This window comes from Glaciihabitans arcticus (assembly GCF_004310685.1).
GTDB lineage: Bacteria > Actinomycetota > Actinomycetes > Actinomycetales > Microbacteriaceae > Conyzicola > Conyzicola arctica.
Genome location: NZ_SISG01000001.1, coordinates 2,162,382 through 2,185,784, shown reverse-complemented (window position 1 = coordinate 2,185,784; position 23,403 = coordinate 2,162,382). Strand labels below are relative to the sequence as shown.

Below are 23,403 nucleotides of genomic sequence, written 5' to 3'. Positions count from 1 at the left end.
CATGGGTCTCGGAACTAGAGGCAAGAGCAAGTCGGCAGCCAAGGCTCGCCGTCACACGCGACTGCGCAAGAAGGTCGTCGGCACCGAGCTGCGTCCGCGCCTCGTCGTCACGCGCAGCGCCCGTCACGTATTCGTCCAGGTCGTCGACGACAGCAAGGGTTTCACCCTCGCATCGGCATCGACCCTCGAAGCTGACATGCGCACCTTCGACGGCGACAAGACCGCCAAGGCACGCAAGGTCGGCGAACTCGTCGCAGAGCGCGCCAAGGCCGCCGGCGTCGAAGCCGTTGTATTTGACCGTGGCGGCAGCAAGTACGCAGGACGCGTAGCTGCAATCGCCGAGGGAGCTCGAGAGGGTGGATTGAACCTGTGAGCGACGCAACCAACAAGGAGCAGGACGTGACGTCCGAAGTAACCACCGAGGCTGCGGCCACGACCGAGACCGCAGCGGCAACCACCGCTGACGCCCCGGCCACCGACCTCACGAACGAGCCCCGCGAGGCTCGCCGTGGCGGTCGCGAGCGCAACCCCAACCGCGAGCGTGGCAACAGCCGCGACGCCGAGAAGAGCCAGTTCCTGGAGAAGGTTGTCACCATCAACCGCGTCTCCAAAGTCGTCAAGGGTGGTCGTCGCTTCAGCTTCACCGCTCTCGTCGTCGTCGGAGACGGCAACGGCATGGTCGGCGTCGGCTACGGCAAGGCACGCGAAGTCCCCACGGCCATCTCGAAGGGCGTCGAAGAAGCCAAGAAGAACTTCTTCCGCGTTCCCCGCGTCGGTGCGACGATCCCCCACCCCGTCCAGGGTGAGGCCGCCGCAGGCGTTGTCCTCCTTCGTCCGGCTTCCGCCGGTACCGGTGTTATCGCCGGTGGACCGGTCCGCGCCGTACTCGAGTGCGCTGGCATCCATGACGTTCTGAGCAAGTCGCTTGGTTCGTCGAACACGATCAACATCGTGCACGCGACAGTCGCTGCCCTCAAGCAGCTCGAGGAGCCCCGTGCGGTCGCCGCACGTCGTGGCCTCGATGTCGAGCACGTTGTTCCGGCTCGCCTCCTGCGCGCCGAAGCAGAAGCTAAGGCAGGTGTCTGATGGCCGCAAACCTGAAGGTGACCCAGATCAAGTCCAAAATCAGTGAGAAGCAGAACCAGCGCGACACCCTGCGCAGCCTCGGGCTGCACCGCATCGGTGACGTAGTGGTTCGCGAAGACAACAAGCAGAACCGTGGCTATGTCCGCACCGTCGCTCACCTTGTCAAGGTCGAGGAGATTGACTAATGGCTGAAGAAAAGAAGGACGCCCCTAAGAAGGCGCCCGCTGCGAAGGCTGCTGCCGAGAAGGCTCCGGCCAAGGCTGCTGCCCCCAAGAAGGCCGCTGCCGACAAGGCTCCGGCCAAGGCTGCTGCCGACAAGGCACCCGCCACGAAGACGGCTGCTGCCGAGAAGGCTCCCGCCGCAAAGGCCCCCAAGGCTGCCGCTGCGAAGTCCGACGACACGAAGGCTGCCCCCAAGGCCGCTGCCCCTAAGAAGGCCGCTGCTGAGAAGGCTCCCGCCGCGAAGGCTGCCGACAAGGCTCCCGCCGCGAAGGCTGCTCCCAAGGCTGCTGCTGCGAAGTCCGACGACGTCGTTGCCGAGGCTCCCGCCAAGAAGGCTCCTGCCGCCAAGAGCGCCAAGACGCCCAAGGCTGATGTCGCCGTTCGCCCGCAGGTGCTCAAGGTCCACCACCTTCGTCCCGCTGAGGGCGCGAAGAAGGACCGCACCCGCGTTGGACGCGGTGAGGGCTCGAAGGGTAAGACCGCGGGCCGCGGTACCAAGGGAACGAAGGCTCGTTACCAGATGCGTGTCGGTTTCGAGGGTGGTGGCGTCAACTTCGTCATGCGCTCACCGAAGCTGCGCGGGTTCAAGAACCCGTTCCGTGTCGAGTACCAGGTCGTCAACCTCGAGAAGCTCGCCGAGCTCTACCCGAAGGGTGGGGATGTAACCATCCTCGACCTCGTGGCAAAGGGTGCCGTTCGCAAGAACGAGAAGGTCAAGGTTCTTGGCCAGGGTGACATTGCGGTTAAGCTGAACGTTGCAGTCGACAAGGTCTCGAGCTCAGCAGAGCAGAAGATCGTCGCAGCTGGCGGTTCAGTAAAGTAGTACCTGGCGCGTAAGCGCCACTGTGCCGCCCTAGCGGCTGCCAGTTCGGTTTCGAGTGGAGTTCCTGGAGAGATTCGGGAGCTCCACTCGCGCCGCTGGCCCCAATAAACCTGGAGGACCTCGTGTTTAGAGCCGTCGCGCGGATATTCCGCACGCCTGACTTGCGCAGGAAGATCGGGTTCACGCTCGGCATCGTCGCGCTGTTCCGCCTGGGATCCTTCATCCCGGCGCCGTTCGTCGACTTCATCAACGTGCAGGCCTGCCTCGCGGGCAACGCCGGCGCCTCGGGCCTCTACGAGCTCGTCAACCTCTTCAGCGGTGGTGCACTGCTGCAGCTGTCGGTCTTCGCGCTCGGCATCATGCCGTACATCACGGCCTCGATCATCGTGCAGCTGCTGCGCGTGGTCATCCCTCACTTCGACACCCTCTACAAGGAGGGCCAGACCGGCCAGGCGAAGCTGACGCAGTACACGCGTTACCTCACCATCGCGCTCGGCGTCCTGCAGTCGACCACCCTCATCACCGTCGCCCGTAGCGGCGCGCTGTTCCCGAGCAACTCGGGAACCCCCGCCTGCAGCGACCTGATCACCAATGAGGCGTGGTACGCCATCCTGCTCATGGTCATCACGATGACCGCCGGCACCGGCCTCATCATGTGGATGGGCGAGCTCATCACCGAGCGCGGCATCGGCAACGGCATGTCGCTCCTCATCTTCACGTCCATCGCGGCGACCTTCCCGAGCGCACTGTGGAGCATCCAGCTCTCCAAGGGCATCAACACGTTCATCCTCGTCATTGCCGTCGGTTTGGTGATCATGGCGGCCGTCGTCTTCGTCGAGCAATCACAGCGGCGCATCCCCGTGCAGTACGCGAAGCGTATGGTCGGTCGACGCACCTACGGCGGCAACAACACGTACATCCCGATCAAGGTCAACATGGCGGGCGTTGTGCCGGTCATCTTCGCCTCGTCGCTGCTGTACCTGCCCGCCCTCATCGCGCAGTTCAACCAGCCAGCCGTCGCCGGTGAGGCTCCTGCCGCATGGGTCACCTGGATCAACAACAACCTCGTATCGGGTGACAACCCGCTCTACATGGCCGTGTACTTCCTGCTCATCGTCGGCTTCACCTACTTCTACGTCGCTATCACCTTCAACCCCGAAGAGGTCGCCGACAACATGAAGAAGTACGGCGGGTTCATCCCCGGCATCCGTGCGGGTCGCCCGACGGCCGAGTACCTCGACTACGTGCTCACCCGCGTGACACTTCCCGGTTCGCTCTACCTCGGCCTGATCGCGCTCATCCCGCTCATCGCCCTGGCGACGGTCGGTGCCAACCAGAACTTCCCGTTCGGTGGCGCGAGCATCCTGATCATCGTCGGTGTCGGTCTTGAGACCGTCAAGCAGATCGACTCGCAGCTTCAGCAGAGGCACTACGAGGGCCTGCTCCGTTGACCCGGTTTTTGATTGTCGGTCCGCCCGGCGCCGGCAAGGGGACACAGTCCGCTCGCCTGACAGACACCTTCGGTATCCCCGCGATCGCCACGGGTGACATCTTCCGTGCCAACATCAAGAACCAGACGGAGCTCGGCCAGCAGGTCAAGGCCATCATCGACGCCGGGGACTACGTGCCCGACTCGCTGACGAACGACCTCGTGGCCCACCGCCTTCTCGAAGAGGATGCGGTCGACGGCTTCCTGCTCGACGGTTACCCGCGAACCCTCGACCAGTTGGGGTTCCTCGACGGCGTGCTCGCCAAGTCGGACACCGCACTCGACGCCGTGATCCAGCTCGTGGTCGACCCGAACGAGGTCGTCTCGCGACTGCTGAAGCGCGCCCACGAAGAGGGCCGCACCGATGACACCGAAGACACGATCCGCCACCGCCAGTCGCTGTATAAGCGAGAGACCGCGCCGCTGATCGCCGTCTACAAGGATCGCGGCCTGGTCATCGAGATCGATGCCCTCGGCGAGGTCGACGAGGTGGCCTCGCGCATCGCTGCAGCCCTCGCCGATCGCGGCATCGCGCTGCCTGACGCCGCTACCAAGTAGTTCGTGCGCTTCAACATCTACAAGTCACCCGCTGATCTGCGGGCGATGATCGCACCGGGTGTGCTGACCGCACTGGCTCTCGATGCCGTGCGCAGCGAGATCCGGGCCGGGATGACGACCCTCCAGCTCGACGCGATCGCGGAGAGGGTCATCCGCGACGGCGGTGGCGGGCCCAACTTCATGCTGGAACCGGGCTACCGCCACACGATCTGCGCCTCGGTGAACGAGGCGATCGTGCACGGAATCCCGAACGACCGCCCGCTCGAGCCGGGCGATCTGGTCTCGATCGACTGCGGTGCGATCGTCGACGGCTGGAACGGCGACTCTGCGTTCTCGATGGTCGTTCCCGGTGAAGCCGACAGTGAACGGGTCGCTGTGCGGCAGGCGCTGTCGGATGCCACGGAACGCTCTCTCTGGGCCGGCATCGCCGCGCTGGCTCAGGCCAGGCACCTCAACGACATCGGTGGTTTCATCGAAGACGTCATCGTGGATGCGAACCCAGGCTGGGGAATCATCGAGGACTACGTGGGGCACGGCATCGGCCGCTCCATGCACGAAGATCCGCCCGTGTTCAACTACCGGGTTCGCGACAAGGGCCCGAAGGTGAAGCCCGGGCTCGTCGTGGCGATCGAGCCGATGGTGACCGAGGGAACCATCGACTCGCACACCCTCGCCGACGACTGGACGGTCGTCACTGACGACGGTGGCTCCGCGGCGCACTGGGAGCACTCGATTGCCGTGCACGGCGGCGGCATCTGGGTGCTCACCGCGATCGACGGTGGCGCGGCAGGACTCGCGCCGTTCGGCGTTGTGCCGACGCCGGTCGCCTAGGCGTGCTCTATACACCTAAGTTGGCGAAACGCCCGGGAATGACCTAAGCTTGATCTTTGGTGTTTCTGGCCGCCTTTGGCGTGCCTGCGCAGCCTTCCGGCAACGTCGTACGGCGGCGCGAGAACACCACATCCCGCACGACCAGCAAACAACTTTTAGCGACGAAGAGGCAATGGCCAAAAAAGACGGTGTCATCGAAATCGAAGGCGCAGTAGTCGAAGCTCTGCCCAACGCAATGTTCCGCGTTGAGCTGACCAACGGCCACCGCGTTCTTGCCCACATCTCGGGCAAGATGCGCCAGCACTACATCCGCATCCTTCCCGAGGACCGCGTGATCGTGGAGCTGAGCCCGTACGACCTGACCCGCGGCCGGATCGTTTACCGGTACAAGTAACTACGCCGCTACAAGTAAGCCGCAAGGCGCTGCTGGAAAGTAACGGCCCCGGCAAATCGGGGCACGACGACAGCGAATACAAGGAAAACATCATGAAGGTAAACCCCAGCGTCAAGCCGATCTGCGACCACTGCAAGGTGATCCGTCGCAACGGAAACGTCATGGTCATCTGCAAGTCCAACCCGCGTCACAAGCAACGCCAGGGCTAACTCTCGGCTTCGCTCGACCTGGTCTCGACCATCGCAGACTGACAACTGAATAACGAAAACAGCAGTACCAAGAACCCTCCTCGGAGGCGGACACCCTGGGTTGAAGGCCCCGGCACCGGTACTGTCCACACCTTCACTCACTCACAGGAGAAGCCACCATGGCACGTCTAGCCGGCGTCGACATCCCGCGCGACAAGCGCGTAGAGGTCGCACTGACTTACATCTACGGTGTTGGCCGTACGAGGGCCCTCAAAACCCTCGCCGACACCTCAATCAGCGGGGAGATCCGAGTCAAGGATCTGACCGATGACCAGCTCATCGCCCTGCGCGACTACATCGAGCTGAACTTCAAGGTAGAGGGTGACCTCCGCCGTGAGGTCGCCGCCGACATTCGCCGCAAGGTCGAGATCGGCAGCTACCAGGGAATCCGCCACCGTCGCGGCCTGCCTGTCCACGGACAGCGCACCAAGACCAACGCTCGTACCCGCAAGGGCCCGAAGCGCACCGTCGCCGGCAAGAAGAAGGCCCGATAGACGCTGGGCTCACCCCCACGTCGTCGCCATACACGTTTTAGGAGAACACCATGGCAGCACCAAAATCGGCCGCTCGTAAGCCGCGTCGTAAAGAGAAGAAGAACATCGCGATCGGACAGGCTCACATCAAGAGCACGTTCAACAACACGATCGTGACCATCACCGACCCTACCGGCGCCGTCGTCAGCTGGGCCTCGTCGGGAACCGTCGGCTTCAAGGGATCGCGTAAGTCGACCCCCTACGCCGCACAGCTCTCCGCAGAGTCCGCAGCGCGCCAGGCGCAGGAGCACGGCATGAAGAAGGTTGACGTCTTCGTCAAGGGACCGGGATCGGGCCGCGAGACCGCGATCCGTTCACTCCAGGCCGCTGGCCTCGAGGTCGGCTCCATCAGCGACGTCACCCCGCAGGCGCACAACGGATGCCGCCCGCCCAAGCGCCGCCGCGTCTAACGCATCACCTTGATTGAGTGGGCGCGCCACTGGCGCGTCCACTCGACCAGTACAGCTTTTTCCTTCACATAACTCAACAACCGTCGGGCCAGCCACCCGACGCACCCCAGGTGTCATATAGCGGACACCTCGCCGAAAGGAATCACCGTGCTCATTGCACAGCGCCCCACTCTTGCCGAAGAGAACATCTCCGAGTTCCGTTCGCGGTTCGTCATCGAGCCGCTTGAGCCCGGTTTCGGTTACACGCTCGGAAACTCCCTTCGCCGTACCCTCTTGTCATCCATCCCCGGTGCCGCTGTAACCAGCATCCGCATCGATGGTGTGCTGCACGAGTTCAGCACCGTTCCCGGTGTGAAGGAAGACGTCACCGAGGTCATCCTGAACATCAAGGGCCTCGTCGTCTCGAGCGAGCACGACGAGCCGATCACCGCCTACCTGCGCAAGCAGGGTGCCGGCCAGGTCACGGCCGCCGACATCTCCGCACCTGCCGGTGTAGAGATCCACAACCCCGAGCTCGTCATCGCCACCCTGAACGACAAGGCGAAGTTCGAACTCGAGTTGACGATCGAGCGTGGCCGCGGCTACGTCTCGGCGACCCAGAACCGCAGCGAGTTCAGCGAAGCCGGCCAGATCCCGGTCGACTCGATCTACTCGCCCGTGCTCAAGGTGACCTACCGCGTCGAGGCAACTCGTGCCGGTGAGCGCACCGACTTCGACCGCCTTGTCGTCGACGTGGAGACGAAGCCGGCCATCTCGCCGCGCGACGCCATTGCATCGGCCGGTCGCACCCTCACCGAGCTGTTCGGCCTCGCACGCGAGCTGAACACTGCGGCCGAGGGAATCGAGATCGGCCCGGCACCCGTCGACGCCGTGCTCTCGAGCGAGCTCAGCATGCCGATCGAAGACCTCGACCTGTCCGTGCGCAGCTACAACTGCCTCAAGCGCGAGGGCATCAACACCGTGAGCGAACTCGTCGCCCTGTCGGAGACGCAGCTCATGAACATCCGCAACTTCGGACAGAAGTCGGTGGATGAGGTCAAGGACAAGCTCGTCGAGATGGGACTCAGCCTCAAGGATTCGGTTCCCGGATTCGACGGCGCCCACTTCTACGGCGGATACGACGACGAAGAGCCCACTGCCTAGGTCGTCGTTCCCGACAACCTGACTTCTTATCTAAGAGAGAAAAAACAATGCCTACACCCACCAAGGGACCGCGCCTCGGCGGCGGACCGGCGCATGAGCGCCTCATGCTCGCGAACCTCGCAGCTGCCCTGTTCACCCACAAGAGCATCAAGACCACGGAGACGAAGGCCAAGCGCCTGCGTCCCGTCGCGGAGCGCCTCGTGACGTTCGCCAAGAAGGGCGACCTGCACAACCGCCGCCGCGCGCTGTCGATCATCGGTGACAAGAACGTCATCCATGAGCTCTTCACGGAGATCGCGCCGCTCGTTGCGGACCGCGAGGGTGGCTACACGCGCATCACCAAGCTCGGCTTCCGCAAGGGAGACAACGCTTCGATGGTGCAGATCGAGCTCGTTCTCGAGCCCGTTGCTCCCAAGCCGAAGTCGGCCAAGAAGTCCGCAGCGACCGAGAAGGCAGCGCCCGCCGCAGCCGCCCCGGCTCCCGCCGAGGACGAGGCCGTAGCGGACGACGCAGCAGTCGAAGAGACCCCTGCCGAGACCGTGACCGAGTCTGAGGTTGCCGCCGACGAGGCTGTTGCAGCCGACGAGGACGCAGCCAAGTAGTACTGCTTTTCAGGTAAAGCCCCGCTCCCCGGAGCGGGGCTTTACTGTTTAACGCATGACCGAGACACCCCTCAGCTCCCGTGTGACAGCGCCGTCCACCCTCGACCTTCCGGTCAGCAACGGCTACGAGTGGCGGCCCGCGACCAGCGCCGACGTCGACGCGATAACCGACTGCGCGCGGGCGAGCAGCCTCGTCGATCATCCGAACTACATCATTCCCCGCGACGACATCGAGGAGGAGTTCGAGCACAGCTACGTCGATCCCACCGTCGACTCGATCGTGGCCGTCACGCCCGATGGGCGCATCGACGCCTGGGGCTTCGTGACACTCAGCCCCGGGCAGGAGACGCTCGTGCGCTCGATCCTGTTCGGAGGGGTTCGGCCCGAGTCCCGCGGTAACGGGTTGGGCCGACGTCTGGTCGCCTGGCAGGAGGGGCGCGGGATGCAGCAGCTCGCGACGTCCTCAAAGCCACTGCCGGGCTGGCTCATGGCGTACGCCGAGACGCGCGCGCCGTCCGCGATCTCGACCCTCGAGCGCGCTGGATTCGCGATCAGCCGCTACTACCTCGAGCTGCGTCGCGACCTCTCCGAGCCGATCGCCGAACGACCGCTCGCCGAAGGACTCGACCTCACGACCTGGAAGCCCGAGTTCGACGAGGCTGTGCGTGACGCCCGCAACGATTCGTTCCGCGACCACTGGGGCAGCCAGTCCACCAACGAGGAGCAGTGGCGGTCCTATGCGACCAGCCAGCACACGCGACGCGACCTCTCCGTCGTCGCGCTCACGGCCGGGGGTGAGGTGGCCGGCTTCGTGCTGACCTCGGTGACCGAGGAGGACTGGGCCGGCCAGGGCTTCTCCTCCGGCTACATCGGGCTCGTCGGGGTGCGTCGCGCGTGGCGAGGCAAGGGCATCGCTCCGAGCCTGCTTGCCTCGGCGATGGACCTGATGCGGGATGCCGGCCTCGAGATGGCCGTTCTCGACGTCGACGCCGAGAACCCGAGTGGAGCGCTCGGGCTGTACGAGGCCGTCGGTTTCGCCGAGTCGAACCGCAGCGTCAATCTCCTTAAGACGTTCTAGACCAGTTGACCGCTAAGCCGGGCGGGGGGTGAGCCCGTAGTCGTTGGTGCCGAGCAGCGGGGGAAGTTCGGCGAGGCGTTGCAGCGCATCCCGGATCGCGCCCGCGTAGATCTTTCCGCCGGTCGGCCCACCGGGGTGCACCTGGTCCCGGGAGAGCACATCGAGTCGGGGCTGGATGGCGTCGTGCCAGTTCGCGAGCTCCACGGTGCGCTGCTGCTGGGCGTAGCGCGAGACGATCTCGTTGACCTCGGGCACCCAGCCGCGCGGCGCCTGCACGTTCACGAGAACGAGCTGCACCTTGGGGCCGATGATCGACTTGACCTCTTCGATGGTCTTCAGGTCGATCGGCCCATTGGTGCCGAGGCCGAGCACAAGGATCGGACGCATCTTGCCTCGCTTGACCAGGCCGCGCACGATCTCGGGCGCCTGCGACATCTGGCGGGATACGACGGCGTCGATCAGGATTCCCGGGAACGTCTCCTGCACGGTCGGCGTCGCAGCGAGCATCACCGAGTCGCCGACGGCGACGATCTGCTCACCGCCCGGCAGTGCTGCGGGCGCGGGCTCTGTGGCGGGCCCGGTCGGTTCGGGTGTCGGAGTCTCGCCGATGGCCTCCTGTCCGGCCTCGATCTGCGACTGCGCGACACCGGCTGCGGGTGCCGTCACCACGGCGGCGGCGCTCAGGCCTCCGAGCGCGATGGTCAGCACCGCTAAAGCGGAGGCCCCGAGGGCGGCAGGCCGACGGATGCCCAGCGCACCCCGCCACCGTCGCACGGTACCCCGCAGCCCGCCCCTGCGGATCGGGGTTTCGACGTACCGGTAGGAGAGCGTCGCCGCGGCCACGGTGAGCACGAGCGCGATGCCGCCGAGCAGCCAGGCTCCGGCGGGTTCACGCTCCCAGCCCGGGATCGCCGCCGACACGAGAACGAAGACGGGCCAGTGCCAGAGGTAGAGGCCGTAGGAGCGCTCGCCGATCCAGCGCAGGGGACGGGCGTCGAGCAGGCGAGCGAGGGGTGCTCCCGGCACCACGGCTCCCGCGATGGCAACGGCGGTGAGCAGGGCGACGAGGGCGAGTCCGCCGAAGTAGCTGATCGGTTCATCCGCCGACATCAACACCGAGAGCGCGATGAGGGCGAGGATTGCGACCGAGCCGAGAGTGGGCAGCCACAGGCGTGAAGCGCGCGACCACTCGAGCTCGCGCGGCGACCAGGCGGTGTTGAGCAGGGCGAGCAGCGCACCGATCGCGAGACCGAAACTGTGGGTGTCGGTGCCGTAGTAGACCCGCGTCGCGTCGAACGTCGCGCCGAGCACCCCGCTGTGCAGCAAACCCATCGCGAGAGCGGATGCCGCAGCCACCCCGCCCACGATGGCCAGCCTCCAGCGGGGCTTCGCGAGCGCTACCAGCCCGAGCACCACGATCGGCCACAGCAGGTAGAACTGCTCCTCGACCGCGAGAGACCACAGGTTGCGGAACAGCTCGGGCGTCGTCGCGTCGAAGTAGCTCGCGCCGCCGGCGAGAGCGAGCCAGTTGTAGCTGAAGGTTAGGGCGCCCAGCAGTTGCGCGCCAAGGCCCACGAGCACGTCACCCCCGACGAAGAAGGCGGCGCTGCAGCAGACCAGCAGCAGAACCACGAGTGCGGGGAGCAAGCGCCGGGCGCGCCGACGCCAGAAGTCCGACAGGGAGATGCGCCCCGTCGACTCCTTCTCGCGCAGCAGCAGGCCGGTGATGAGGAAGCCGCTGATCACGAAGAAGATGTCGACGCCGATGTAGCCGCCCTCGAGCGCGCCGGGAGTCAGGTGGTAGAGGATCACGAGGGTGACGGCGAGGGCGCGCAGCCCGTCGAGTCCGGGCAGGCGGCTGCTCACGGCGGCGAGCGGCGGGGCAGTTTTCGCAGGCCGTGCTGGGGAGCGGGGCTTGGTCGGTGTCATGGGTCGGTCGTCCCAGCCTAGACTCGCAGCGTGAGTGAGCACGCTACTACCCGCTTGCGGCTGGACATCGCCTACGACGGCACCGACTTCCTCGGCTGGTCGAAGCAGCCGGGGCTGCGCACCGTGCAGGGAGAACTCGAGGCGAACCTCGCGATCCTCCTGCGGCGGTCGGGGCTGAAGCCCGTCATCCACGTCGCCGGGCGCACCGATGCCGGCGTGCACGCGCTTGCCCAGGTCGCCCACGTCGACCTCAACGACGAGCAGCTGCGCAGCCTCGACACGAGGCGCGGCAAGGGCGACCCGGTCGCCGGCGCGAACCTGCTCGCGAAGCGGCTCAACGGCATCGCCGGGCTCGATACCGACGTGCACGTCATCCGGTCGTCTGTCGCGCCCGAGGGGTTCGACGCCCGCTTCTCGGCGACCTGGCGCCGCTACGAGTACCGCATCGCCGACGCGACGGCACCCCGAAACCCGCTGCTGCGCAACCACACGCTCTGGCACCCCTCCGTGCTCGACGTCGACGCGATGGCCGCCGCCGCCGCCTCGCTCACCGGCCTGCACGACTGGGCGAGCTACTGCAAACCGCGCGAGGGCGCGACGACGATCCGCAACCTGCAGGAGTTCACCTGGCGGCGCCTCGACGACGGCCTGATGGTCGCGCACGTGCGGGCGGACGCGTTCTGCCACTCCATGGTGCGCGCCCTCGTCGGGGCGAGCGTCGCCGTGGGGGAGGGCAAGCTACGAATAGAGGATGTCGTCGACCTGCGCGACGCCCACGAACGCACCGCGGCCTTCAAGGTGATGCCCGCGAAGGGACTCGCGCTCGCCGAGGTGGGCTACCCGGCCGACTCTGAGATGGGCGCGCGGGCCGAACTGACCCGCCAGCGCCGGGACCCGGCAGCCCTGCGTTTGACCGAACGGCCGGAAGCCGACTAACATAGACCCTTGGTGTCCACGCCCCTGTGCGCGACATCCGATCATGAGCCCTCCACCGGTTCGATTCTCCCCACATCGTGCGGACAATCTCCACGGAGCGGGATTCACGAACACCTCACTCGATCAAGAAGGCAGTACAACTGTGACTCGTACTTATTCACCCAAGTTGGAAGATGTCCAGCGCGACTGGCTCATCATCGACGCAGAGAACATCGTTCTCGGCCGTCTCGCCAGCCACGTTGCAGCGCTCCTGCGCGGCAAGCACAAGCCGACCTTTGCTCCTCACATGGACATGGGCGACTTCGTCATCATCATCAACGCCGAGAAGGTCGCACTGACCGGCTCCAAGCTGCTGCAGAAGAAGGCGTACCGCCACTCGGGTTACCCGGGCGGACTCACGGCGACGACCTACGCGGAGCTGCTCGAGAAGCACCCGACCCGCGCCGTCGAGAAGGCCGTCCGTGGAATGCTCCCGAAGAACTCGATCGGTCGCGCTCAGCTCACGAAGCTCAAGGTCTACACGGGTACCGAGCACCCTCACGCTGCACAGCAGCCGAAGACGTACACCCTTTCCCAGGTCGCTCAGTAGCGCCGGCTTAGAAACTTTAAGGACTAACTACCGTGGCCCAGATCTCAGACATCATCGAAGAAGCTCCCGAGAGCTACTCGACCGAAACCCCCGCAGAGAGCGCCCCCAAGGCACCCCGCGCGGTTCTCAACGTTCCCGGCGCAGCCGTTGGACGTCGTAAGCAGGCCATCGCCCGCGTGCGCATCAAGCCCGGAGCCGGTTCGTTCACCGTCAACGGCCGCACGCTCGAGGACTACTTCCCCAACAAGCTTCACCAGCAGCTCATCAACGACCCGTTCAAGGTCCTCGACCTGCTCGGCAGCTACGACGTGATCGCCAAGATCACCGGAGGTGGCCCCTCCGGCCAGGCAGGCGCACTGCGTCTCGCCATCGCGCGTTCGCTCAACGAGATCGACCGTGAGAACAACCGCCCGGCACTCAAGAAGGCCGGCTTCCTGACTCGTGACCCCCGTGTCATCGAGCGCAAGAAGGCCGGTCTCAAGAAGGCTCGTAAGGCTTCCCAGTTCTCGAAGCGCTAACCAGCGCTTCTTAGCTGGCAGTCAGGATGCCACGGCTATTCGGCACCGACGGAGTTCGGGGTCTTGCAAACAGCGACCTGACGGTCGAGCTCGCTCTCGGGCTTGCTCAGTCGGCTGCCGTAGTACTCGGCAAAGGACGTCACGCTGACGGTCGGCGCGCCTCGGGGCGCCGACCTGTCGCGGTCCTCGCTCGTGACCCCCGGGTCTCGGGCGAGTTCATTGGCGCGGCGGTCGCTGCCGGCCTCGCAAGCTCCGGCGTGGACATCTACGACGCGGGCGTCATCCCGACTCCCGCTGCTGCGTTCCTCGTCGCGGACTTCAAGGCCGACTTCGGCGTGATGATCTCCGCCTCGCACAATCCGGCGCCCGATAACGGCATCAAGTTCTTCGCCGTCGGCGGCACCAAGCTCCCCGACATCGTCGAGGATCGCATCGAGGCCGCCCTTGCACAGAAGAAGCTCGCGCCCACCGGAGTGGAGGTCGGACGCATCCGTCGCTTCGCCGACGCCGAGGACCGATACGTCGTTCACTTGCTGTCGACGCTCCCTCAGCGCCTCGACGGAATTCACGTCGTGCTCGACTGCGCCCACGGCGCTGCCGCCGGCGTGTCGCCCCAGGTCTTCACCGACGCAGGCGCGACGGTCACGGTCATCGGCGCGGATCCCGACGGCTACAACATCAACGACGGGGTCGGCTCGACCTACCTCGATCAGTTGTCTGCGGCCGTCCTCGAGCACGGGGCCGACGTCGGCATCGCGCACGACGGTGACGCCGACCGCTGCCTCGCCGTCGACCGTGACGGCAATGTCGTCGACGGTGACCAGATCATGGCCATCCTCGCCGTCTCGATGAAGGAACGCGGCCTGCTCGCGCACGACACCCTCGTCGCGACGGTCATGAGCAATCTCGGTCTCAAGCTCGCCATGGCGGAGCACGGCATCTCGCTCGTGCAGACCGCGGTCGGCGACCGCTACGTGCTCGAAGCTCTCAACGAACACGGCTACAGCCTTGGTGGTGAGCAGTCCGGTCACGTCATCATGAGCGACCACGCCACCACGGGTGACGGCATCCTCACCGGCCTGCAGCTGCTCGCCGAGATGGCCCGCACCGGCAAGACCCTCGCCGAGCTCGCCGCGGTGATGACGGTCTTCCCGCAGGTCATGATCAACGTCAAGGGCATCGACCACCACGGCCTGAAAGACAACCAGGTCATCGCCGAGGCGGTGCGTGTTGCCGAGTCTGAACTGGGCGAGACCGGCCGGGTGCTGCTGCGTCCCTCGGGCACCGAGCCGATGGTTCGAGTCATGGTCGAAGCCTCCGACCAGGCGACGGCGGATGCCACGGCGCACCGCCTCGCCGAGATCGTGCGCGAGCAGCTCAAGCACTGATTTCCCGTTTGCCCTAGCGCAACACGCCGGTTCCACTGATACTGGTTTCGGGGTACAACGTTTTTTCGGGGGACAAACTCTTATGCTTTCAGCGCGCGCACGCTCATTCGGGCGTTCCATCGTCACCATTCTCGCCGTCGTCGCGGTCACGGCAGGACTGTCACTGACGGCTCCGGCACAGTCCGCGAGCGCCGCGAGCACGACCCTGTGCACCGGTTACGCCCAGTGCACGGCGCTTGGGATGTCGAACCACGGCTACTCGACCCGCTCGGGCAACTCCTACTGGAGGATGTACGGCGGCCACAACTGCACCAACTACGCCGCCTACATGATGGTGAGCGCGGGCATGGCCAACGTACGCCCCTGGACGAACGCGACCGGCAACGCGAGCGGATGGGGCGTGGGCTACAAGAAGGCGACGAACCAGACGCCGACCGTCGGCTCCATCGCCTGGTGGACGCCCAACTCGGGTCACGTCGCCTACGTCGAGGCGGTCATCTCCCCGACCGAGATCCTCATCTCCGAGGACAGCTGGGGAGGCGACTTCCACTGGCGGCACCTCACCAAGGCGAACGGCGGGTGGCCCGAGGGCTTCATCCACTTCAAGGACGCCTCCGGCGTCGGATCCGTTCCGGAGTTCCGCGGCAAGGCCTCGACGACCACGGTGTACACCGACTCGAGCAAGGCGAATCTCGCGGACACGACGGTGATGAAGCCGGGCACGACCGCATGGGTCGACATGAAGTTCGTCAACACGGGTCGTACGGCCTGGACCGGGCTCTCCCTTGCCACGCAGGCTCCGAACGATCACGACTCCGTGCTCGCACAGGGTTGGACTGCAGCGAATCGGGCCGCCGTGCAGAGCGAGGCGATCGTCAGTCCGGGGCGCACCGCGAGCTTCGGGTTCTCGATCCGCATCCCCACGGGGCTGGCCGATGGCACCCCGGTCGTGGAGAACTTCGCACCCGTGCTCGCCGATGGCACCCGGGTCATCGCTGCGGCAGGCAAGCTGAGCGTCGTGGCGGATTCGCGCAACCTGTTCACCACCAAGCCGACACCGACGATCAGCGGACTGCCCAGGGAGGGCCAGGTGCTGAGCGCAGCCGCGGGAAGCTGGAAGCCGAACGGCGCGACCTACAAGTACACGTGGATGCGTGATGGCGCCGCCATCGCCGGGGCAACCGCCCCCACCTTCGCGCTGAGCGCGACGGATGTCGGACGCAAGATCTCGGTGAAGGTCACCGCCTCCGCCAACCGCTACCTGTCGACGGCGAAGACCTCGGTCAGCACGGCCCCCATCGCCAGCACCCGCCCTGCGACCATCGCGCTCGGTGACCGCTGGAAGGTCAACAGCCAGATCGTCTCGCCCAACGGCCGTTACCGGGTGGTGCTCAGCTCGAAGGGCGTGCTCGTGCTGCAGGACCGCCTCAAGGGAACCAACCTCTGGAAGAGCAAGAGTGCCGGGGTGGGCGCCACCATGCACATGCTGCCCAACGGCACCTTCGCCGCGTACAACAAGAAGGGCAAGCTCGTCTGGAGCACGAAGTCCCACAAGAACGGCGTCACGCAGGGCATCGTCACCGACAACGGGTCCTTCCGCATGATGACCACGCCGGGCAAGTACGTCTGGATCGTTCGCTAGCGTCAACCGCTGCATCCTGACCCGTTCTGAGCAACGATTGCTCAGGCCGGTACTACGCTGTCGCTGCGACGATGAACGCAGGGCCGAACGGTCCGCGGAAGAGGGTGAGCATGAGCATCTACGACCAGGTCGGCGGCCAGGCAGTGGTCAAGTCGGCCGTGACGGTGTTCTACAACCGTGTGCTCGACGACGAGAGTCTCGCGCGGTGGTTCGATGGCGTAGACCTCTCCCGGCTCAAGGCCCACCAGCGCGCCTTCCTCACCGCGGCACTCGACGGACCCGAGATCTTCACGGGGCGCGACCTTGCGACAGCTCACGCACACATGGCGATTACGGATGACGCGTTCAGCACGATCATCGAACATCTCGTCACGGCGCTCACCGACCTCGGTATCGACCAGACCGCCATCGCTGCTGTCGGCGTGCGCCTGCAGGGACTGCGCAGCGCGATCGTCACGGCCTAGAGACCGGTCAGCTCGCTCCGCCGGCGGATGCCGAGCTTCGCGTAACTCGCCTGCAGGTGGTTGTTCACCGTGCGCGGGGAGAGGAAGAGACGTTCCGCGATCTCCACGCTGCTCAGCCCCTGCGCGGCGAGGGCGGCGATCTCCCGCTCGCGCTTGGTGAGCGGTTCGGTCGAGTCGGCGAACTGCAGCAGGGGAGTCGACGCTCCCTCGCACTGGGCGGAGAGGGCATCCGCGCGCTGCTGGAGCGCCGCCGCCTGCCGGGCTGACCCGTCGCGACGGGACGCCGCGGCGGCCGACGCGAAGCATTCTGCGGCGAACAGCAGGTGGCCCGAGGCCTCCCAGGTCTCCCCGGCGGCCTCGAGCATCTCGATGCCCGCCGCCGATTCCGCCGCAGAGTGCGCGTGCTGCGCGCGCACCAGCGGGCTGTCGCCGTTCGCGGCGAGTTCGGCGAGAAGAGGGGTCGCTGCAGCCGCCGCACCGAGCCGGGAGGCGGAGTGGGCGAGAGATGCCGCGAGCACGTAGTGACCGCGAGCCTTCGTCGCCCTGGCTGCGGCGATGAGCCCCGACGCTGCAGTCGCACGGTCGCCCGAGACGGCTTCGAGCCAGAGCATGGCCAGCGTCGCGTTGGAGTGCTTCTCGATGAACTCGGCGGGCAGGGTCGCGAGCACCGCTGCCGCATCGCCCGTGTTGCCCTGCGCGGCGAGGGTCGCGGCGAGCAGGGCACGGGCCTGGTCGCGGTAGGCGATCGGTCCGCGGGCCTGTGCGCCGCTGATCACATCCCGAAGCCAGCGTGCCGCGGTGTCGAGACGGCCGGCCGCCAGGAAACAGCGGCCCAGCATCAGTTCGTTGTAGCGGATGGCGAGCTCGTCGTCGTGGCCGATCGCGTCGTGCAGCGACTCGAGGGTGAGCGACGTCGCCTCGCGCACGTCACCGGTCTGCAGCAGCACGGTGGAGAGCACCATTAGCGCTCGGCGCCGGGCGAACGCCGGGCGCTCGGCCGTCGACGCGTAGTCGACCGCGGCGCGGGCCTGCTCGAGCGCTTCCGCCGAGCGGCCGAGGGCGGAGAGCGGAAGGGCGGTGGAAAGCGCGAGAATCGCGGCGGCCGTCTCCGGCGAATCGCTCGCCGGTGCCGCCTCGACGAGGGTCTCGGCGGCGAGGTCCGCCTCCTCGAGGTTCAGCAGCAGCACGGCGCGGGAGAGCGCGAGCGAGCTCGCGAGCGTCGGGTGCCGCACGATGACCTCGTCGAGCACGGCGAGCCCCAGCGAGTTGCCGAGTGCCTCGCCCGCGTAGGTGCTCGCGCGTGCCGTCGCGATGTGGCCGGTGAGCTGCAGGTCGGTCGGTTCGGCCTGGTCGGCGATCGCCGCGCGTTCGAGCAGCGCGAGGGCCTCGGTGTTGCGGCCGAGGGTCCACATCGCCTCGCCCTGCAGAAACAGCATCTCGGCGGCCGGGGCTCCCGCCGAGACCGCGGCTGCCGCGAGGCGGGCGACGGCCACCTGGTCCTGGGCGATGAGCGCGAGGTGAGCGGCTCGAACGAGCAGCTCGGGCGACGAGGGGGATCCGGCATCGAGCCGCCAGGTGGCGACGCGCAGCTCGTCGTCGGGCGTGAGCGGGCGACGGGACACGATGTCCGCCTGGTCGAGCAGCAGGTCGATGACCCGCAGTCGGGAGAGGGATGCGCGCACCGCGCTCACGTACTGCGGATGCGCGAGGCTGAGCAGCAGGGCGCCTGCGAGCTCCTGCACAACGACGACGCCCGCCCGCTCCAGGCGCACAACGGCGGCTCGAGCGCCATCGCCCTCGAGATCGTTCAGGTGGATCGGCTGGCACACCGCGAGCCGCTCCACGATCTCCGTCTCGGCCGGCTCGAGGTGACGCAGCCGCGACCGGATGAGGTCGTGCAGGGCGGGGGTTCCGATCGGATCCCCGACCAGCTGCCAGATGCCCTCGTTGGGCGCGAGGTGACCGTCGTCGACGGCACCGGTCACGAGTTCGCGCAGGAACAGCGGGTTGCCCGCCGACAGGCGCTGCAGCTCGACGACCGAGCGGTGCGCGACCCGCGCCCCCAGCACCCCGGTCAGCAGCAGCTCGCAGTGCTCGACGCTGAGCGGCGGAACGTCGATGCGCACCGCGGAGGCGCTCGTCCACATCGAGAGGATCGCGTCGGGCAGCGGCTCGCCGCTGCGCACGGTGACGATGAGCTGCAACACCCGGGCGCTCAGGAGCTGGGTGATGAGCCCGATCGAGAGGCTGTCGAGCTGCGGGATGTCGTCGACCACCATGACCGTCCGGCGTCCGGCGGCAATCCGCTCGACGGCCCGCCGCGCCTGCGCGAACAGGGCGAGCGGTTCACTCGCGATCGCACCGAAGTCGGCGAGGTCGGCAGCGAGCAGGGGCGTCAGGGCTCCGAGGGGGATGCCCGCGATGGCCGCGCTTGCGGTGACCGGGAGCACGTGCCATCCCTCGGCCGACAGCGCCGCTGATGCCTCTGCTGCCAGTCGCGACTTGCCGGCGCCGGAGGGTCCCGACAGGATCACCACCGACGAGCCGGCAGAGCGCAGTGACGCGGTCGCACGATGGGCGAGACCGTCGGGGTCGGCAAACTGCCACTGGCGGTGAAGCCCGTCGTTGCCGCGCATTTCGCCCCCGTCCGTGACCGTGATCGAGAGCATATCGGCCCGCGGGGCGCCACGGCCGGGTCACCTGAGTAATTGACACAGCAATGTTGAGTACCGGATGCCCATCCGCCCGCTCCCCGTCGCCGCGAGAGTGAATGCAGCGCCGAAATCCCGGCGCGCTCCCCAACCAGAAAGACACCACCATGAACATCCTCAAGAGCTTCAAGGACATGGGCGCGATGCTGAACGCCGCACCCGACATGATCGACTCCGCCAACCAGATGGCGGCACAGGCCCGCGAGATGCAGGCCCAGGCCGCAGCCGCTCCGGTGCCGGTCGCCGCGGCTCCTGCCGCCGAGAACCTCGCGCCGATCGCCGGTGTCGACATCCAGCTCTACGTCACCATCTCTAAGGGCGTCGCCGTCTACAACTACGACGCCGCGATGCTGCCCTCGATCGCCGCAGCCCACGGTGTGAACGCCGCCGACTGGCAGCTCGCGCAGGACGGCTGGGGCGCGCGACTGCGCACCGACGCCGGCGTCGCCTCCCTCTTCAACTCGCTCTACACGGCGGTCTGATCATGGGACTACTCGACAGCTACCGCCGGCTCACGGCGATGACCAACGAGATGGATGCCACCAACGACGTCTCAGCCCGCCTTGCCGAGGCACAGCAGAAGATGAAGTCGGCGAGCGCCACGATGGCGGCCATGAACGCCCAGCAGGCCGCGGCAGCGGATCCGACCTCGGCTTCGCGCCGGGTGCCGGCGACGGCCATCGTCACCTCGGCGGTAGCCGGCGGGATGCAGGTCAACTCGAGTGTGCTCGTCGAACTCGCACTGCTCGTGATGGTGCCGGGCGGCGCTCCCGTGCCCGCCTCGACCAGCACCCTGGTTCCGCAGCTGCAGCTCGGCCGTCTCGGCCAGGGCGCGAGTGTGAATGTCACCATCGACCCGAGGCACCCCTCGAGTGTGCAGGTGGTGTGGTAATCCCGCTCAGATCTTGCGGAGCAGCACGCTGCTCACCGCGTGGTTCGAGTCCTTGCGCAGCACGAGCGAGGCGCGGGCGCGGGTCGGAAGGATGTTGTTCACGAGGTTCGGCTCGTTGATGCGCTTCCAGATGTCCTGCGCCCTCGCCTCCGCCTCCGCGGTGCTCAGCTCCGCGAAGCGGTGGAAGTAGGAGCGTGGGTTGGTGAACGCGCCCTGCTGCAGACGCAGGAAGCGGTCCGAATACCAGCGGGCGATGTCGGCAGTACGGGCATCCACATAGACGGTGAAATCGAACAGGTCGCTGACCGCCAGTCGGTGGCCCGCCGTCGCCGGCTGCAGAACGTTCAGTCCCTCGACGATGAGCACGTCGGGCTGGCGCACCACGATCTCGGCGTCCTTCACGATGTCGTAGTGCAGGTGCGAGTAGAAGGGGGACCGCACCTCCTTCGCACCGCTCTTCACCTGGCTGACGAAACGCAGCAGCGCACGGCGGTCGTACGACTCCGGAAAGCCCTTGCGTTCCATCAGGCCGCGGCGCTCGAGCTCGGCGTTCGGGTAGAGGAACCCGTCGGTCGTGATGAGCTCGACGCGGGGAGTGTCGTCCCAACGGGCCAGCAGTTCGCGCAGCAGTCGCGCGATCGTCGACTTGCCGACCGCGACGGAGCCCGCGACGCCGATGACAAAGGGTGTGCTGCGGGATGTCGGTTCCACGACCCCCGCCGCGCCGAGGAACTCCGTGGTCGAGCGGTGCAGGTTGCGCGCGCCGGAGGCGTAGAGCGAGAGCAGGCGGCTGAGCGGCAGGTAGACCTCGCTCACCTCGCGAAGGTCGAGCAGGTCGCCGAGACCGCGCAGCTGCACGAGTTCCGTCTCACTGAGCGGCAGTCTCGTCGAGGGCGCGAGAGCGGCCCATTCGCTGCGATCGATCTCGAGGAATGGGGAGGAGAAGCCATTCGACACGGCGGACTCGGACATCCCGACAAGCCTAATGCGCGGCCGTCGTGCGGCAGTGTCACGCAGGGAGCGCCCAGTTACCGTAAAATCATCTCTCATGTGTGGAATTGTGGGATACGTCGGAGATAACAAGAGTCTCGAAGTGCTGCTCGGGGGCCTCAAGCGCCTCGAATACCGTGGCTACGACTCTGCGGGAGTCGCGGTCATCGACCCCGACGGTCATATCGAGACGCGCAAGCGCTCGGGCAAGCTGCAGGTTCTCGTCGACAACCTCGAGTCCGACCCGATCCGCAACGGGTCGACCGGAATCGGCCACACCCGCTGGGCCACCCACGGTGGACCCACCGACCAGAACGCTCACCCGCAGCTCGGTGACAACGGCAAGCTCGCCCTGATCCACAACGGCATCATCGAGAACTTCTGGGCCCTCAAGGAGGAGCTGCTCGCCGAAGGCGAGACCTTCACGAGCGACACCGACTCCGAGGTCGCGGCCCTGCTCGTCGGCCGTGAGTACCGCGAGACCGGTGACCTCACCGAGTCGCTGCGACGCGTAGTCGCCCGTCTGCACGGCGCCTTCACCCTGCTCGTTATGCACGAGGAGCAGCCCGGCGTCGTCGTCGGCGCTCGCCGCAACTCCCCGCTCGTCATCGGACTCGGCGACGGTGAGAACTTCCTCGGCTCCGACGTCGCTGCCTTCGTGGAGTTCACCCGTCGCGCCGTGGCCATCGGCCAGGACCAGATCGTCACGATCCGCCCCGACTCCGTCGTCGTCACCGACTTCGACGGCCAGCCGGTCGAGACCGAGGAGTTCGACATTGCGTGGGACGCCTCCGCCGCGGAGAAGGGTGGCTGGTCGAGCTTCATGGCCAAGGAGATCAGCGAGGAGCCCGAGGCCGTCGCCAAGACCCTGCTCGGCCGCATCACCGACGGCACGGTTCACCTCAGCGAGCTCGACCCGATCGGCGACGAGGTGCTCGCGAACGTCGACCGCATCATCGTCATCGCCTGCGGCACGGCCGCCTACGCCGGAATGCTCGGCAAGTACGCGATCGAGAAGTGGTCGCGCATTCCCGTCGAGGTCGAGCTCTCGCACGAGTTCCGCTACCGCGACCCGATCCTCAACGAACGCACGCTCGTCGTCTCGATCAGCCAGTCCGGCGAGACCATGGACACGCTGATGGCCGTCAAGTACGCGACAGCCGCCAGCGCCCAGGTGCTCTCGATCTGCAACACGCAGGGCGCCACCATCCCGCGCGAGTCGCACGCGGTCATCTACACGCATGCCGGCCCCGAGGTCGCTGTCGCATCGACCAAGGCGTTCGTCGCCCAGGTCACCGCGCTCTACCTGCTCGGCCTGCACCTCGCGAAGTCGCGCGGCACGCTCACCGCCGAGGAGATCGCCGAGAACGCCGCAGAACTGCAGGCGATCCCGGCCAAGATCGACGAGGTGCTCGTCGTCTCCCAGTCGATCAAGCAGCTGGCGCACTGGATGACGGACACGCAGTCCGTGCTCTTCCTGGGCCGAAACGTCGGATACCCGGTTGCCCTCGAGGGTGCACTCAAGCTCAAGGAGCTCGCCTACATCCACGCCGAGGGTTTCGCCGCCGGCGAGCTGAAGCACGGACCGATCGCGCTCATCGAGCCCGGCCAGATCGTCTTCGTCGTGGTGCCGAGCCCGCGCGACCCGAACTCGCTGCACCCCAAGGTCGTCTCCAACATCCAGGAGATCCGCGCCCGCGGCGCTCGCGTCATCGCGATCGCGGAGAAGGGTGACGCCGCCGTGCTGCCCTTCGCCGACGAGGTCATCCCGATCCCGCTCGCGGGTTCGCTGTTCGAGCCCCTGCTCGCGGTCGTGCCGCTGCACATCTTCGGCATGGAGCTCGCTGCCGCCAAGGGCCTCGACGTCGACCAGCCGCGCAACCTGGCCAAGTCCGTCACCGTCGAGTAATTCACTCCCGGTGAACTG

Annotated in this window: 26 protein-coding genes; 23 read left to right on the top strand and 3 right to left on the bottom strand. The window is 66.7% G+C overall.

The genetic code is table 11. The features are described from left to right. Position 1: 1 nt before the first annotated feature. The 14 genes from rplR (at position 2) to EYE40_RS10620 (ending at position 9,417) form a co-directional block, all read left to right on the top strand. Positions 2-373, top strand: a complete 372-nt coding sequence (gene rplR / locus EYE40_RS10685) for a 50S ribosomal protein L18 (protein WP_130981926.1) — start codon at positions 2-4, stop codon at positions 371-373. Then, entirely contained in the window at positions 370-1,086 is a 717-nt protein-coding gene (gene rpsE, locus EYE40_RS10680; protein ID WP_130981925.1) for a 30S ribosomal protein S5, read from the top strand. The genes rplR and rpsE overlap by 4 nt, the downstream gene beginning before the upstream one ends. Beyond that, positions 1,086-1,271, top strand: coding sequence for a 50S ribosomal protein L30 (gene rpmD, locus EYE40_RS10675; protein WP_130981924.1), 186 nt, complete (start codon positions 1,086-1,088; stop codon positions 1,269-1,271). The genes rpsE and rpmD overlap by 1 nt, the downstream gene beginning before the upstream one ends. Continuing rightward, positions 1,271-2,131 (top strand): 50S ribosomal protein L15, encoded by an 861-nt coding sequence (gene rplO, locus EYE40_RS15650; RefSeq protein ID WP_130981923.1) that lies wholly within the window; start codon positions 1,271-1,273, stop codon positions 2,129-2,131. The genes rpmD and rplO overlap by 1 nt, the downstream gene beginning before the upstream one ends. Positions 2,132-2,253: 122 nt before the next feature. After that, positions 2,254-3,582 carry a preprotein translocase subunit SecY gene (gene secY / locus EYE40_RS10665; protein ID WP_130981922.1) on the top strand — a complete coding sequence of 443 codons (1,329 nt, stop codon included), beginning with the start codon at positions 2,254-2,256 and terminating at the stop codon, positions 3,580-3,582. Beyond that, positions 3,579-4,178: an adenylate kinase gene (locus EYE40_RS10660; protein WP_130981921.1), complete on the top strand. Its 600-nt coding sequence runs from the start codon at positions 3,579-3,581 to the stop codon at positions 4,176-4,178. The genes secY and EYE40_RS10660 overlap by 4 nt, the downstream gene beginning before the upstream one ends. A 3-nt stretch (positions 4,179-4,181) precedes the next feature. Continuing rightward, positions 4,182-5,009 (top strand): type I methionyl aminopeptidase, encoded by an 828-nt coding sequence (map, locus tag EYE40_RS10655; protein WP_275669401.1) that lies wholly within the window; start codon positions 4,182-4,184, stop codon positions 5,007-5,009. Positions 5,010-5,181: 172 nt separating this feature from the next. Further along, positions 5,182-5,403 (top strand): translation initiation factor IF-1, encoded by a 222-nt coding sequence (gene infA / locus EYE40_RS10650; RefSeq protein ID WP_055811571.1) that lies wholly within the window; start codon positions 5,182-5,184, stop codon positions 5,401-5,403. Positions 5,404-5,495: 92 nt separating this feature from the next. Continuing rightward, entirely contained in the window at positions 5,496-5,612 is a 117-nt protein-coding gene (gene rpmJ, locus EYE40_RS10645) for a 50S ribosomal protein L36 (protein WP_130981920.1), read from the top strand. A gap of 158 nt (positions 5,613-5,770) precedes the next feature. Further along, the gene (rpsM, locus tag EYE40_RS10640; RefSeq protein ID WP_130981919.1) at positions 5,771-6,145 is read left to right on the top strand and encodes a 30S ribosomal protein S13; all 375 of its coding nucleotides are present in this window, start codon (positions 5,771-5,773) and stop codon (positions 6,143-6,145) included. Positions 6,146-6,195: 50 nt separating this feature from the next. After that, entirely contained in the window at positions 6,196-6,594 is a 399-nt protein-coding gene (gene rpsK, locus EYE40_RS10635; RefSeq protein ID WP_130981918.1) for a 30S ribosomal protein S11, read from the top strand. 147 nt (positions 6,595-6,741) lie between these two features. After that, positions 6,742-7,737, top strand: coding sequence for a DNA-directed RNA polymerase subunit alpha (locus EYE40_RS10630; protein WP_130981917.1), 996 nt, complete (start codon positions 6,742-6,744; stop codon positions 7,735-7,737). Positions 7,738-7,784: 47 nt separating this feature from the next. Continuing rightward, on the top strand, positions 7,785-8,339 hold the full coding sequence (rplQ, locus tag EYE40_RS10625) for a 50S ribosomal protein L17 (protein ID WP_130981916.1): 555 nt from the start codon (positions 7,785-7,787) through the stop codon (positions 8,337-8,339). Positions 8,340-8,394: 55 nt separating this feature from the next. After that, complete coding sequence (locus EYE40_RS10620; protein ID WP_130981915.1) at positions 8,395-9,417, top strand: GNAT family N-acetyltransferase; 1,023 nt, start codon at positions 8,395-8,397, stop codon at positions 9,415-9,417. Positions 9,418-9,429: 12 nt separating this feature from the next. On the opposite strand, the gene EYE40_RS10615 is transcribed toward EYE40_RS10620, so the two are convergent. Continuing rightward, complete coding sequence (locus EYE40_RS10615) at positions 9,430-11,346, bottom strand: acyltransferase family protein (RefSeq protein WP_130981914.1); 1,917 nt, start codon at positions 11,344-11,346, stop codon at positions 9,430-9,432. A 30-nt stretch (positions 11,347-11,376) separates the two neighbouring features. Here EYE40_RS10615 and truA point away from each other — a divergent pair, with 30 nt between their 5' ends. From truA to EYE40_RS10585, 6 genes are all read left to right on the top strand, one after another. Beyond that, the gene (gene truA / locus EYE40_RS10610; RefSeq protein ID WP_130981913.1) at positions 11,377-12,282 is read left to right on the top strand and encodes a tRNA pseudouridine(38-40) synthase TruA; all 906 of its coding nucleotides are present in this window, start codon (positions 11,377-11,379) and stop codon (positions 12,280-12,282) included. Between the two features lie 142 nt (positions 12,283-12,424). Continuing rightward, positions 12,425-12,871 (top strand): 50S ribosomal protein L13, encoded by a 447-nt coding sequence (gene rplM, locus EYE40_RS10605; protein ID WP_130981912.1) that lies wholly within the window; start codon positions 12,425-12,427, stop codon positions 12,869-12,871. A gap of 32 nt (positions 12,872-12,903) precedes the next feature. Further along, positions 12,904-13,389, top strand: coding sequence for a 30S ribosomal protein S9 (gene rpsI / locus EYE40_RS10600; RefSeq protein ID WP_130981911.1), 486 nt, complete (start codon positions 12,904-12,906; stop codon positions 13,387-13,389). A 26-nt stretch (positions 13,390-13,415) separates the two neighbouring features. Further along, complete coding sequence (gene glmM, locus EYE40_RS10595; protein WP_130981910.1) at positions 13,416-14,777, top strand: phosphoglucosamine mutase; 1,362 nt, start codon at positions 13,416-13,418, stop codon at positions 14,775-14,777. Positions 14,778-14,859: 82 nt separating this feature from the next. Beyond that, the gene (locus tag EYE40_RS10590) at positions 14,860-16,419 is read left to right on the top strand and encodes a CHAP domain-containing protein (RefSeq protein WP_161972378.1); all 1,560 of its coding nucleotides are present in this window, start codon (positions 14,860-14,862) and stop codon (positions 16,417-16,419) included. A gap of 110 nt (positions 16,420-16,529) precedes the next feature. Then, positions 16,530-16,883, top strand: coding sequence for a group I truncated hemoglobin (locus EYE40_RS10585; RefSeq protein WP_161972377.1), 354 nt, complete (start codon positions 16,530-16,532; stop codon positions 16,881-16,883). Here the strand turns inward: EYE40_RS10585 and EYE40_RS10580 are convergent. Continuing rightward, positions 16,880-19,519 (bottom strand): helix-turn-helix transcriptional regulator, encoded by a 2,640-nt coding sequence (locus EYE40_RS10580; RefSeq protein ID WP_161972376.1) that lies wholly within the window; start codon positions 19,517-19,519, stop codon positions 16,880-16,882. The two genes, EYE40_RS10585 and EYE40_RS10580, sit on opposite strands and share 4 nt — an antisense overlap. A gap of 182 nt (positions 19,520-19,701) precedes the next feature. On the opposite strand from EYE40_RS10580, the gene EYE40_RS10575 reads away from it, so the two are divergent. Both EYE40_RS10575 and EYE40_RS10570 read left to right on the top strand, forming a co-directional pair. Beyond that, complete coding sequence (locus EYE40_RS10575) at positions 19,702-20,076, top strand: hypothetical protein (RefSeq protein ID WP_130981906.1); 375 nt, start codon at positions 19,702-19,704, stop codon at positions 20,074-20,076. 2 nt (positions 20,077-20,078) lie between these two features. Continuing rightward, on the top strand, positions 20,079-20,486 hold the full coding sequence (locus tag EYE40_RS10570; RefSeq protein WP_130981905.1) for a hypothetical protein: 408 nt from the start codon (positions 20,079-20,081) through the stop codon (positions 20,484-20,486). 6 nt (positions 20,487-20,492) lie between these two features. Here EYE40_RS10570 and coaA read toward each other — a convergent pair whose 3' ends face one another. Next, the gene (gene coaA / locus EYE40_RS10565) at positions 20,493-21,458 is read right to left on the bottom strand and encodes a type I pantothenate kinase (protein WP_130981904.1); all 966 of its coding nucleotides are present in this window, start codon (positions 21,456-21,458) and stop codon (positions 20,493-20,495) included. 76 nt (positions 21,459-21,534) lie between these two features. Between coaA and glmS the strand changes: the two genes are divergently transcribed. Further along, positions 21,535-23,385 (top strand): glutamine--fructose-6-phosphate transaminase (isomerizing), encoded by a 1,851-nt coding sequence (gene glmS, locus EYE40_RS10560; protein WP_130981903.1) that lies wholly within the window; start codon positions 21,535-21,537, stop codon positions 23,383-23,385. Positions 23,386-23,403 lie beyond the last annotated feature (18 nt).

Excerpts from the sequence above, each read along its gene's own strand:
- rpsM (WP_130981919.1), top strand. The coding sequence starts at position 5,771 with ATGGCACGTCTAGCCGGCGTCGACATCCCGCGCGACAAGCGCGTAGAG.
- infA (WP_055811571.1), top strand. The coding sequence starts at position 5,182 with ATGGCCAAAAAAGACGGTGTCATCGAAATCGAAGGCGCAGTAGTCGAA.
- EYE40_RS10590 (WP_161972378.1), top strand. The coding sequence starts at position 14,860 with ATGCTTTCAGCGCGCGCACGCTCATTCGGGCGTTCCATCGTCACCATT.
- glmM (WP_130981910.1), top strand. The coding sequence starts at position 13,416 with ATGCCACGGCTATTCGGCACCGACGGAGTTCGGGGTCTTGCAAACAGC.
- EYE40_RS10570 (WP_130981905.1), top strand. The coding sequence starts at position 20,079 with ATGGGACTACTCGACAGCTACCGCCGGCTCACGGCGATGACCAACGAG.
- rpmD (WP_130981924.1), top strand. The coding sequence starts at position 1,086 with ATGGCCGCAAACCTGAAGGTGACCCAGATCAAGTCCAAAATCAGTGAG.
- rplQ (WP_130981916.1), top strand. The coding sequence starts at position 7,785 with ATGCCTACACCCACCAAGGGACCGCGCCTCGGCGGCGGACCGGCGCAT.
- EYE40_RS10580 (WP_161972376.1), bottom strand. The coding sequence starts at position 19,519 with ATGCGCGGCAACGACGGGCTTCACCGCCAGTGGCAGTTTGCCGACCCC.
- EYE40_RS10585 (WP_161972377.1), top strand. The coding sequence starts at position 16,530 with ATGAGCATCTACGACCAGGTCGGCGGCCAGGCAGTGGTCAAGTCGGCC.
- rpsK (WP_130981918.1), top strand. The coding sequence starts at position 6,196 with ATGGCAGCACCAAAATCGGCCGCTCGTAAGCCGCGTCGTAAAGAGAAG.
- rplO (WP_130981923.1), top strand. The coding sequence starts at position 1,271 with ATGGCTGAAGAAAAGAAGGACGCCCCTAAGAAGGCGCCCGCTGCGAAG.
- EYE40_RS10615 (WP_130981914.1), bottom strand. The coding sequence starts at position 11,346 with ATGACACCGACCAAGCCCCGCTCCCCAGCACGGCCTGCGAAAACTGCC.
- rpmJ (WP_130981920.1), top strand. The coding sequence starts at position 5,496 with ATGAAGGTAAACCCCAGCGTCAAGCCGATCTGCGACCACTGCAAGGTG.
- rplR (WP_130981926.1), top strand. The coding sequence starts at position 2 with ATGGGTCTCGGAACTAGAGGCAAGAGCAAGTCGGCAGCCAAGGCTCGC.
- glmS (WP_130981903.1), top strand. The coding sequence starts at position 21,535 with ATGTGTGGAATTGTGGGATACGTCGGAGATAACAAGAGTCTCGAAGTG.
- EYE40_RS10620 (WP_130981915.1), top strand. The coding sequence starts at position 8,395 with ATGACCGAGACACCCCTCAGCTCCCGTGTGACAGCGCCGTCCACCCTC.
- EYE40_RS10575 (WP_130981906.1), top strand. The coding sequence starts at position 19,702 with ATGAACATCCTCAAGAGCTTCAAGGACATGGGCGCGATGCTGAACGCC.
- coaA (WP_130981904.1), bottom strand. The coding sequence starts at position 21,458 with ATGTCCGAGTCCGCCGTGTCGAATGGCTTCTCCTCCCCATTCCTCGAG.